The sequence below is a fragment of the Candidatus Paceibacterota bacterium genome (genome assembly GCA_035452965.1).
In the GTDB taxonomy this organism is placed as follows: Bacteria; Verrucomicrobiota; Verrucomicrobiia; order Limisphaerales; family UBA8199; genus UBA8199.
The window spans coordinates 75,519-86,418 of the sequence record DAOTCE010000021.1; the positions used below are offsets into that span (position 1 = coordinate 75,519).

The window sequence follows — 10,900 nt, forward strand, 5'->3', positions numbered from 1 at the left end:
GCACAGTGCTTCCGCCTCTCAACGCGAGACACAGGCAATCTCCGATGGCCCTCGGTTTCTGCGGCAAAATTGGAGCGAGCGAAGGGATTCGAACCCTCGACACTCACGTTGGCAACGTGATGCTCTACCAGGCTGAGCTACGCTCGCTTCCAAATAGGCTGGGACAAGCTACGGAAATTCCGGCTGAACGCAAGCCCCCTTTTGCACAATTCTTCTGCCCAAATCCGCGGCGCGAGTCCGGATCGCTCTTCCCTGCGCGCTCCTTGCCTTCCCTGACGGCGCGCGTCTCCACGGGGCCCGGCTCGGCTTTGGCGGGGAATATCCTGTCTAACGGTTAGGCAGGATGAAACGGGCTTTGAAGCCTCGCGCCCCTGGGATATACTGCAATGCGACTTATGAGACTAAGCTGCAGTTCACAAGCGCAGGCCGCTGCCGATCGCGGGAAGTGCTCTCGCGCGGCGCCGGCAGGGGCCGGTTTTACGCTGATCGAGCTGCTGGTGGTGATCGCCATCATCGCCATTCTGGCGGCGTTGTTGCTGCCGGCGCTGGGCAAGGCCAAGGAGCGCGCCTTGCGGGTCAATTGCGTGAGCAACCTCAAGCAGATTGGCCTGGGAATCAACATGTACAGCGCGGAGTCCAATGACTTTGTTCCCCTGATTTCCTGGGATCATGACTGGCCGCTGCTGAGCTACTTTCCCTGCTACGTCACTCCCGGCACCGGAAAGGTGATCCAGGGGTACTATGGCTTGGGTCTCTTGTGGCGCACCAAGGCCGTTCCCCACGCGAAGGTGTTCTACTGCCCGAGCCAGGCGAAGCAAAACGCAAACATGACGTACGAGTATTATACCCAGGTGGCCGCCTGGCCGTCCGTTCCGGCTACCGACTCGGCCGGCCGGATTCGGGTTTGCTACACCTACTACTTCCAACGGAAGGAAACGGAGAATTTCAAGGGCTTCATCTTGCCGAAGGTCACCTACGACCGCGCTCGCCTCGAGATCGGCAACGGCACATATGAGGTTACGGGCCCGGTAAAGCTGAACGTGCTGGATCCCGCCAAGAGCATCACGACCGACTTGTGCCACTCCCTGGACTTGGTGCCCCACAAGGACAGCGGGATCGCCGGCCTCAACGCGCTCTTTACGGACGGGCATGCGAAGTGGCAGAGCGCCCGGAGCAACCCCAAAGCCTTTGACCCCGCTTTGTGGGTCAGCCCAGGCAGCGACGAGCTCAGCTTTCGCCGCCTCGCGGATTCCTGGCGACCGTAGCGAGGGCGGAACTTGCTTCCGCCCGGGCTCGCTTGGGGCACAGCTTCCGCGCCGCGGCTGATTTCGCACGGCGGGAGATGCGAGCCGCAACTTCTGTTTTCCCATCCCCTGTGCCTTGAGAACATTGCGCTTTGTGCCCAAATGAGTTTGAAGCCACTTCCAGTCAGAGACCGGCTCGTCGAGGATTCTGTCTGGTGAGGCTCGGCCCAGAGGAGCTTGAACCTCCCGGAGTTTTCCTGGCGCCGTTGACCGCGTGAGCCGGCGAGTTCATGATTCCTCTATGCGGTTCGAAAACGTTCACGCCCCCTGGGAAAGGTCTTCCGCAGGAACCGCAAGCGGCCGCCGGTTGATTGCGTTGCTGATCCTGGCGGTGTTTCCTGCGTTCGCCGGCGGCTTGTCGGGCGGCGGCAAGGTCAGGGTGGAGGGGCTCCGGTGCGAGTATTTCGTGAACCCGCTCGGCATCGAGGTTGCCCGCCCGCGCCTGAGTTGGCTGCTGCAATCCGGCCGGCGGGGTGAGGTGCAGGCAGCCTACCAAGTGCTCGTGGCGACCAGTCCCGACCTCTTGCGCAGGAATCAAGGCGATCTTTGGGACAGCGGGCGAGTGGCGTCAGACCGCAGCATTCAGGTTGAATATGGCGGGCGCAGGCTGAACTCGCGCGCGCGCTGCCATTGGAAGGTCCGGGTGTGGGGCAAGGACGGGGAGGCTTCGGCCTGGAGCCGGCTCGCCGAGTGGACGATGGGGTTGCGCAACCCGGAGGATTGGCGGGCCAAGTGGATTACCATGGAAGCCGAAACGCTGGCGCATCCGTGGATGCGTCGGGAATTTGCTCTCCCGGCGCCGGCAGAGCGCGCGCTCCTTTATGTGAACACTCCGGGACATTATGAGGTGTATGTCAACGGCAGAAGGGTCGGGTCCGAGGTGCTCCTCCCCCCGCATGCAAACATCCGGAAACGCTTTTTATACAACGTGCATGACGTCACCGGCCACTTGAGGAAAGGACTCAACTGCGTGGCCTTTTGGCTGGGACCGGGATGGTATCAACCGGCCTACGGCAACCCGGGCAAAGCCCCGATCTTGCGCGCCCAGCTCGAGATGGCGACGGCAACCGGCTCGCAGGTTGTTGCGACCGACGCCTCCTGGCGAGTGCGGGATAGTTGCCTGAGCCAGGTGGGAACGTGGGCGTGGGGCGACATGGGCGGGGAACGATGGGACGCTCGCAAGTATGTTGAAGATTGGAACAACATCCATTTGGATGACAGCCGTTGGCACAAGGCCGTGGAGGTCGCGGCGCCTGACGTTCCGAGCTCATGGCAGGCTTTACCGGGCAGCCGCCTGGGGCCGCCTATCCAGGCAAAGACGATCTATCCGCACGGCACAAACTGGGTAATTGACTTCGGCGCTCCTTTGACCGGCTGGGTTCATTTGCGGCTTAACCGGCTCAAACCGGGCCAGGAGATTACGATTGAATACGCTGATCTGCCGGCCGAACTGCGCCATCTGGCGCACATGACAAACAGCCAGGGCTTTCAGACCTTCAACCAGCGCGATGTGTTTGTGGCGGGCCGGGAGCGGACGGGTGTCCTTCAAAGCAAATTCAACCAGCACGCCTTCCGTTACGCCGTGATAGGCGGCCTTGCGGATGCGCCCCGCTTGAAGGATGCGGAGGCCAGGATCGTGCGGACGGATCTGGAAAGTGCGGGCAGCTTTGAATGCTCGAACGAACTGTTCAACCGGATTCACCGGGTCACCGTCAACACGCTCGGCACGCAGATGCCGGCGGGTGTGCTGGGCGGAGGCGAAGCGCGCGAAAAGCTCGGCTACGGCGACGGAGGGGCCTTCCTTTCCGGCCTGCTCTACAATTTTCGCAGCGACGCCTTCTTCAGCAAGTGGCTGCGCGACTGGTTGGATGGGCAGCGGGCGGACGGCTTCCTTGGCCACACCGCGCCGGAGTATTATCCGACCGGCGGCGGACCCTCGTGGGGCGGACAGGCCAGCGAGCTGGTGCGGCGCCTCGCGGTCTGGTTTAGCGACACGCGGGCGGCATCGGAGAGCTACACGGCGCTGCGCAGATATGTGGATTTCCTGGAAAGCCACACGGAGGGGGACATCCTGCGCTACTACAATCCCTATCCGCCCGGCAACTACCTGCGGTGGTACTTTCTCGGAGATTGGAATCCACCGGGGGCATCCGCCGACGAACACGGTTTTGTTTTCGAATCCGAGCAGGAACGCGAATTCTTCAACAACTGTTACCGCGTATTGCTGTGGGACGAGTTAGCGGCTTTTGCCCGCTTGCTCGGCGATGACGCGGAGTATCAGCGGTGCAAAGACAGGCTTGCTGGTCTGCGCCCGCTCGTTCACCGAACCTACTTCGATGCGGCCCGGAACACTTACGGCCCCAACCGGCAGGCATATCTGGCCATCGCACTCTATGCCGGAGTCGTGCCTGCCAGCCTCAGATCGGACATTTTTAGGCAGCTCGAATCCGACATTGTGCACCGCAGGAACGGCCACCTGGACACCGGCATGCTCGGCACCTTCATCCTCCTGGACCTGCTCACACGGGAGAACCGCCACAATCTGGTCGCGCTCATGATGAACCAGACCGGTTTTCCAGGCTGGGGTTTCCTGCTGCGGGAGCGCAACGCAGCGACCTGGCCGGAAAGTTGGTCCGGTTGGGGCAGCCAGGTGATACAGGTCGTCGGGTCCCCTGGCGCCTGGTTCTATGAAGGACTCGCCGGGATTCGGCCCGACCTGGAGCATCCCGGCTTCAGACGATTCCATATTCGTCCGGGGGTGGTGGATTCCGTCGAGTGGGTCAGGTGCCGCTATCGGTGTCCCCACGGAAACATCGTTAGCGACTGGCGGCGAGAGGGGCGGAGCCTGAGGTTGAAGATCGAAGTTCCGCCAAACACCAGCGCTATCGTGACCGTTCCCACCCGCAGCCCCGATGCGGTCACCGAGTCGGGCGTGCCCGCGCGGGATGCGGAAGGCGTGAAGCTCATAGCGGCCCCTGCCAGCGAAGCCGTGTTTCACGTCGCATCGGGCAGCTACAGTTTCAGGGCCGAGCTCCCCTGAGGCATCAAACCACAGTTGCGGATCGGCGATTCGTCGTTTTTGCCTCCCCTTCTTGCCTCCATCACCATCGCCGGACGGGCTCGACGCCGTTATGGCGGTCGTGCACCGGCGTTGGCTTGCGACTGGCTGGGGGGTGCCTTGTTAGTGCGGTCGGGCTACGGTGTGTATCCCATGGGGAGCGATCCCCATGGGATACACACCGTAGCAGCACCGGGTTGTCACCGTAATCCCAAGCCAGAGGTGCCGGGGTCAGCGGGGACTTAAGAGCGCAGGCAGGCAGCATAAGTGTCCAAAATGTGGACAGTGCGCGGGCTCGAAACTGGGAGGATCCAACCGGTTTTGGCTTGGGGGCAATCATGACATCGCAATTCCTCTACTTCGGCATTCGGGAATGTGGGGAAGAAAACCACCGTTGGCACTTCCGGGAGTCCTGTGCTGAACCAAGTTCTGCCTGACACCTAGATTTTTCGCAGAATGAGTTCGGGCGCGAAGTGTATCGCGGAGCTCAGGTCTGGCCGGCCAACCGGAAGAAGCGGTCTTTTTCAGTCGGTGAATATGCGCGAAGCCTGCTGGTGCCAGAATGCGATCTGGTGTAGGGTATGGTCATGCTGCCGTTGATGCCTTTAAGACCTCGTCTGGCGTCGCCGCTCTTGTTTGTGCTGCTCGTCGGAGGAGCGATAGCCGTCATTGATCATTGGCTGCGGCGCCAGCCCGTTCCCGCACCAGCCTTGCGCCGAAGACCTGCGGCTCCGCCGAAAGCTGGCCGCGCTCGTGTCGGACGCCGCCGCACTCCAGGTGTGGGCGTTTGATCGGGCGCCATCCGGGGAGAGCGAAATCGAATCCAGCGCGGTGATTCATTCGGCGTCACGACGTCTCGGAGGCGGAGAGGGATGGGGGGCCGTCCGTAATGCCGATATTCAAGGCAATCGCACGGATTTGGCGGTGGGACGCCGCCAGGACCCGCCGGCGTGGACGCCTGCGCTACAATCCGTCTGCCCCTCCGGGGCTCAGAAAGGGGAACAAGTGCGGCTGGTCCAGCGGTTTCGGATGCCCCCGGCAGGCATCCTGCCTGCCGCTACCGCGTTTGGAGGCGGAGATGGTTAGATGCAGCCCTGTAGGATCGGCGCTCCGGTGGCGGCGGGATTGCTTTTGTGGGCCGGTGCAGGTTGAATCCACGGCAAATGAATGCGCCAATTTCCACGAACCTCGCCGGGCGACTAACTGAAGCTTTCCCCGCTGCCGACCGGGTGCCGGCGGAATGGCACCCGGATACCCGAGGTTATGAACGCCTGTACTTGATCAACGGCGAAATCCGCGAATGGACCGGGCCAGTCGCGGAGATCCTCTCGCCGATCTGCTTGCGCGAGGGAAACGTGCTGCGCCGGCCGGTCATCGGCAGCGTGCCGGCGATGGACGAGGCGGCGGGCCTGGCGGCGCTCGAAGCCGCCGCCCGCGCGTGGGATGACGGGCGCGGTCGTTGGCCAACGCTGACCGTGTCGGCCCGGATCGAGGCGGTGGAGGCTTTTGTGGGGCGCATGCTGGCCGTGCGGAACGAGGTGGTGAAGCTGCTCATGTGGGAGATCGGCAAGAGCCTGGACGACAGCCGCAAGGAGTTCGACCGCACCGTGGACTACATCCGGAAGACCGTTGAGGCATTGAAGGACATAGACCGCGTCGGATCACGGTTCAGCCTCGATGGCGGCGTGATCGCCCAGGTGCGCCGCTCGCCGCTGGGGCTGGTCCTTTCCATGGGGCCGTTCAACTATCCGTTGAACGAGATTTACACCACGCTCATCCCTGCGCTGATCATGGGCAACACGCTCGTGGTCAAGACTCCCAAGTTTGGCCGGCTGCTGCACCAGCCGTTGCTGCGCGCGTTTGCCGATAGCTTCCCGCCGGGGGTCGTTAATTTCCTCTCGGGCTCGGGCGCGGAGATCATCGGCCCGATCATGAAGAGCGGACGCCTCAACGCGCTGGCGTTCATCGGGTCGAGCCGCGTGGCGGACATCCTCAAACACCAGCATCCGCAGCCGCACCGGATGCGCTGCATCATGGGGCTGGACGCCAAGAACCCGGCGCTGATCCTGCCGGACGCCGACCTGGACGCGGCGGTGCGGGAATGCGTGACCGGCAGCCTCAGCTTCAACGGCCAGCGTTGCACGGCGTTGAAGATGCTTTTTGTGCACAAATCCATCGCGCCGGCGTTCCTGGAGAGGTTATGCGCCGCGGTAAACGCGCTCCCCGTCGGGATGCCCTGGGACAAGGATGTGAAGCTTACCCCGCTGCCGGAATTTGACAAGGCCGTGACGCTCGACGCGTATGTGGAGAACGCCGTGGCGGCCGGCGCCAAGGTGATCAATGCCGGCGGCGGCACGCATGTGGCGACGCTCTATTTCCCGGCCGTGGTCTATCCGGTGGCGCCGCAAACCGATCTCTACCACAAGGAACAGTTCGGCCCTGTAGTGCCGGTCTGCTCCTATCGGGACGAGCGGGAATTCCTGGATTATGTGGTGCAGTCGAACTTCGGACAGCAGGTGAGCATATTTGGCCGCGACCACCAGCGCGTGGCCCGGCTGATTGCCCCGCTCGCCAACCAGGTCTGCCGCATCAACCTCAATTGCCAGTGCCAGCGCGGGCCTGACACCCTGCCGTTTACGGGGCGGAAGGATTCGGCCGAGGCGACGCTGTCCATCAGCGACGCGCTGAAGTGTTTCTCGATCCGCTCACTGGTGGCGGCCCAATCCACTCCCGACAGCCGCCAGCTGATCCAGGATATCGTCAGCGGACGGCATTCCAGTTTTCTGCACACCGACTACTTGCTTTGAGGGATGGCGGGAATTGGGCGCGGGCGGGAGGGTAACACGCCGATGGTCCGTGGCGCCGCTGGTGAGGCTGAGTTGCTGTTGCGGCCGAAAACGCCGCTGCGCCTCATTCCATATACCACAGCCGGCTGACCATCTCCGTGCCGTTCAGCCGCCACAGCACCCGGAACGGCACGTGCTCCACATGGCCATCGGCCGTGGTGACATTGGCCCCGCGGCTGTGAACCGTGGGCCGCCCCCAGTTGTAGGCGTAGCCATAGTTGGGCCAGGTATCGTTCTGGGTGTCGTTATCCACATCATCGGTAAAGGGATACGCCAAAGGGGAATAGAGATAGTGCGTGATGGTATCCGTGAAGATCATCGCCTGGGCAGGGCGCTTGATTTTGGAGGCAGGCATGGCCGGCACCCTGTTTCCATAATAGAATGGCCCTGAAATCCCTTTGTAGCTCGGCGTGGAGACGGGTTCCCCGTAAGCGCCGAAGTAACAGCCGATGTAACAATTCCAGTTGGTCCCGGATGGCCCGCTGGAGTAAGGCGCCGGGCCGATGCTCCCGCCGGGACATCGCCGGAGCGCATCCAGAAAGAGGGGGTCGGTGTTGAACTGGCCAGCGCCGGGCTTCTGCCGCTTGGCGACATAAGGCGCCAGAATCTGAAACCAGAACGGTTTAGTGTAGTCGGTGGAGTCATCGCCAAAGAGTGGGAATCTGTCGTTGAAGTCGCCCTCATACATGATGGTCGCGTAGCCCCAGTTCTTCATGTTGTTGGTGCAATAGACCGCGTGGGCCTTGGCCTTGGCTTTCGCCAGCGCCGGCAGCAGCAGCGCCGCCAGAATCGCGATAATTGCGATCACCACCAGCAGCTCGATCAGGGTGAAACCACGAGAAGAGAGAGGCAGCCTCCGGTTTCGTCCGCCGCCCGCGACGGCCGCGCCGCGCACCAGCCCTGATCCCACAAAGGCAGGGACAGCCTTCATGGCCAAGTATAGGCACCTACCAGTCTGCGAAAGCAACCACAATCGTCGCCCCACCCGACCCGCGGTCGCCGCTGACCCCTGCAGCGGTTGGAGGACGGCGGAAGGAGCTCTTGCTGCTCGCCGCCGGATACCACTCCGCCGGCGCCAGGTTTGCTCGCAGCCCCGGTGAATCCCCGGTGTGATTTCCAGATTTGCCCCGGATTGTTGCTATGTGCCACGTGTGCGAAAGTACGCTCGCAGTATGTCCTTCTGTTGTGGGTTTGACGTTTGTTGCGTCAGGGCGGTTCGAAAAACCGAGCCGCCCTCTTTTGCCAGTTCCATCCCGCATGCCCGCCGACGGACGAACATCCTGCCCGAGTTGATCGCCAATGGCCTGGCGGCTCAAATCCAACTCGGGAATCCCGCATTCCGCATTCCACTTCCAGCGAGTTAGCAATGAGATCACGCACGTTTGCCCCATCGACTGCGGCCCCCGCCAACGGTGTTGGCCTCGGCCGGCGCAACCACTCTCACGACGGTGGCAGTCTTCCCGGCGCGAGCCAGCCAATCCGGCTGCTATTGGCGGATGACCACCCGGTCGTGCGCCGCGGTCTCAGGGCCTGCCTGGAACGGCATCCGAACATCCAGGTGGTCGGGGAAGCCGCTGACGGGCGGGAGACGATCAATCAGGCCAGGGCGCTGGTTCCAGATGTCCTGTTAACCGACATCTACATGCCGCACCTGACCGGGTTGGCCGTGGTTGAAACCCTGAATAGAGAATTGCCGCAGATCAAAGTTCTGCTGTTGTCCACGCAGACAGATGGCGCATTTGTGTTGCGCTGCATCCAGGTGGGCGCCAGCGGGTACGTCCTCAAGGAGTCGTCGCCCGAAGATATTGTCCGGGCGATAGAGACCGTCCACTCCGGCGCGCCCTTCTTCAGTCCCGACGTGGCTCACGTCGCTATCAACCAGATGGTCCGGGGCAACCAGACGGGCCCTGGTTTGGCTGATCTAACTGATCGGGAGCGCGAAGTCTTGACTCACATCGCCGACGGTCTGTGCAACAAGGAAATCGGGTGTCGCCTGAACATCAGCACCCGTACCGTGGAGACCCATCGCGAGCGGTTAATGCACAAGCTCGAAATCCACAACACCGCCGGCCTGACCCGGTTCGCCGTCGCCAAGGGCTTGGTAACGATCTCCGGAGTAGCCGCCACATGGAACCGGGCGTCGGAGGTTTCGGCGAGGAGCGTTCTTTGCGAACTTGCCAGGGCTGGAGGTTATTGAAACGGCCGGATGGTCCTTATGTCACTCGCAGATATATTCGTAAATGGTATGGCTGCCCTCGCGGTCGGTGTGGTGGTGTATCTCGGTTGGCTGGCCTTCCAACAGAGGCTCAAAGCGCGCAAAGGGTCGAAGGATCGCGAACGACAGCGGCGACGCCATTGGGGTTACGAATGAGTTCGGGACCGGGGTCCGAGCACCGACGGTCCTCGTAGCTGATAAAGGACGCGGCGGGGAGCACACTGTCCCTGCCGCAGGCGGTAAAGGATAATGGCGGCGGGCAAATTATTCTTGCTGCGGCACTGCGAATGAGAAAATGCTCGGCGGATGAAACGCACTCCACTTCACGCCGCCCATCAGCGATTGGGCGGCCGGCTCATCGAATTTGGCGGCTGGGAGATGCCCGTGCAGTATACCGACATCACCGACGAGCACCTCGCCGTGCGGCAGGCGGCGGGGCTGTTTGATATCTCGCACATGGGCGAGCTGCAACTGGCCGGCCCCGGGGCGGAGGCCTTTCTCAATCATGCCCTCACCAACGACCTCCGCAAGCTGGCGGTTGGCCAGGGCCAGTACACCCTGCTGTGCAACGAGCGCGGCGGGGTCGTTGACGATCTTTACGCCTATCGCCTCGCCGCCCAGGAATACCTCCTCATCATCAACGCCTCGCGCATCGAAGCTGATGTGCGCTGGCTGGAAACCCAGCTGGCCGCGTTTCCCGAACGCGGCGGGGTGAGCTTCCAGAATGCGTCGGACTCGACGGGCGCTCTGGCCGTGCAAGGCCCGCGCGTCGTGGAGTTCATTGAGCGCTGCTTTCCCGGCCCGTCCACGGGCGGCACCAGCGTGGCGCGGGTGACAGAGTTGAAGAAGAACCAGATAGCCCGCTTCAGTGGAACCGGCGGCACAGTCTGGGTTTCACGCACCGGCTACACGGGCGAAGACGGCTTCGAGGTCGTCGCTCCCGGCGAAATGACTGAGGCGATCTGGAACCAAGTGCTGGCTGCCGGGCAACCCTGCGGGCTGAAGCCCGCCGGGTTGGGCGCGCGCGACACGCTGCGCACCGAAGTGTGTTACCCCCTTTACGGCCACGAACTGGACGAAGACACAACCCCCATTGAAGCGGGGCTGGGTTTCTTTGTCGCGCTGGACAAGGGCGAGTTCATCGGCCGCGTAGTGCTTGCCGCGCAGAAGGCGCAAGGCCCGGCCCGGAAGCTCGTGGCTTTCAAGATGACCGGGAAGTCAGCTCCGCCCCGCCCCCACTATGCCCTCTGGAGGACCGGGCCAGGCGCGGCGAAAGTTGGCGAGGTAGCGAGCGGAACGCAGAGCCCGTCGCTGGGCATCGGGATCGGCATGGGGTATGTGCCCGCGGAACTGGCCCGGCCCGGCACCCCCATCGAGATTGAAATCCGTGGCAGGCGCGCGCCTGCGATGCTGGTCTCGAAGCCCTCAATCCTTAGCCTCGTGAAGAAAAATGCATAAATAGGTGAAAAAGTGCTTG

7 protein-coding genes and 1 tRNA gene are annotated in these 10,900 nt (G+C 62.6%); 6 read left to right on the plus strand and 2 right to left on the minus strand.

The window, feature by feature from the left end; translation table 11 throughout:
* Positions 1 to 70: 70 nt before the first annotated feature.
* Positions 71 to 147: transfer RNA gene (locus tag P5205_15330), tRNA-Gly, on the minus strand.
* 248 nt (positions 148 to 395) lie between these two features.
* Between P5205_15330 and P5205_15335 the strand changes: the two genes are divergently transcribed.
* From P5205_15335 to P5205_15345, 3 genes are all read left to right on the plus strand, one after another.
* Positions 396 to 1,265, plus strand: a complete 870-nt coding sequence (locus tag P5205_15335) for a prepilin-type N-terminal cleavage/methylation domain-containing protein (protein HSA11736.1) — start codon at positions 396 to 398, stop codon at positions 1,263 to 1,265.
* A gap of 280 nt (positions 1,266 to 1,545) precedes the next feature.
* Positions 1,546 to 4,344: a family 78 glycoside hydrolase catalytic domain gene (locus P5205_15340; GenBank protein ID HSA11737.1), complete on the plus strand. Its 2,799-nt coding sequence runs from the start codon at positions 1,546 to 1,548 to the stop codon at positions 4,342 to 4,344.
* A gap of 1,181 nt (positions 4,345 to 5,525) precedes the next feature.
* Positions 5,526 to 7,169, plus strand: a complete 1,644-nt coding sequence (locus P5205_15345; GenBank protein ID HSA11738.1) for an aldehyde dehydrogenase family protein — start codon at positions 5,526 to 5,528, stop codon at positions 7,167 to 7,169.
* Between the two features lie 103 nt (positions 7,170 to 7,272).
* On the opposite strand, the gene P5205_15350 is transcribed toward P5205_15345, so the two are convergent.
* Entirely contained in the window at positions 7,273 to 8,139 is an 867-nt protein-coding gene (locus tag P5205_15350) for a prepilin-type N-terminal cleavage/methylation domain-containing protein (GenBank protein ID HSA11739.1), read from the minus strand.
* Positions 8,140 to 8,574: 435 nt separating this feature from the next.
* Here P5205_15350 and P5205_15355 point away from each other — a divergent pair, with 435 nt between their 5' ends.
* From P5205_15355 to gcvT, 3 genes are all read left to right on the plus strand, one after another.
* A complete protein-coding gene (locus P5205_15355; protein ID HSA11740.1) occupies positions 8,575 to 9,405 on the plus strand; it encodes a response regulator transcription factor in 831 nt (276 codons plus the stop codon).
* A 48-nt stretch (positions 9,406 to 9,453) separates the two neighbouring features.
* Positions 9,454 to 9,579: a hypothetical protein gene (locus P5205_15360; GenBank protein ID HSA11741.1), complete on the plus strand. Its 126-nt coding sequence runs from the start codon at positions 9,454 to 9,456 to the stop codon at positions 9,577 to 9,579.
* Positions 9,580 to 9,729: 150 nt separating this feature from the next.
* Positions 9,730 to 10,881 carry a glycine cleavage system aminomethyltransferase GcvT gene (gene gcvT, locus P5205_15365; GenBank protein HSA11742.1) on the plus strand — a complete coding sequence of 384 codons (1,152 nt, stop codon included), beginning with the start codon at positions 9,730 to 9,732 and terminating at the stop codon, positions 10,879 to 10,881.
* The last annotated feature ends 19 nt before the right edge of the window (positions 10,882 to 10,900 follow it).

What these genes read in the sequence shown, in the direction of transcription:
- P5205_15355 (HSA11740.1), top strand. Translation starts at nt 8,575, where the DNA reads ATGAGATCACGCACGTTTGCCCCATCGACTGCGGCCCCCGCCAACGGT.
- P5205_15350 (HSA11739.1), bottom strand. Translation starts at nt 8,139, where the DNA reads ATGAAGGCTGTCCCTGCCTTTGTGGGATCAGGGCTGGTGCGCGGCGCG.
- P5205_15335 (HSA11736.1), top strand. Translation starts at nt 396, where the DNA reads ATGAGACTAAGCTGCAGTTCACAAGCGCAGGCCGCTGCCGATCGCGGG.
- P5205_15340 (HSA11737.1), top strand. Translation starts at nt 1,546, where the DNA reads ATGCGGTTCGAAAACGTTCACGCCCCCTGGGAAAGGTCTTCCGCAGGA.
- P5205_15345 (HSA11738.1), top strand. Translation starts at nt 5,526, where the DNA reads ATGAATGCGCCAATTTCCACGAACCTCGCCGGGCGACTAACTGAAGCT.
- gcvT (HSA11742.1), top strand. Translation starts at nt 9,730, where the DNA reads ATGAAACGCACTCCACTTCACGCCGCCCATCAGCGATTGGGCGGCCGG.
- P5205_15360 (HSA11741.1), top strand. Translation starts at nt 9,454, where the DNA reads ATGGCTGCCCTCGCGGTCGGTGTGGTGGTGTATCTCGGTTGGCTGGCC.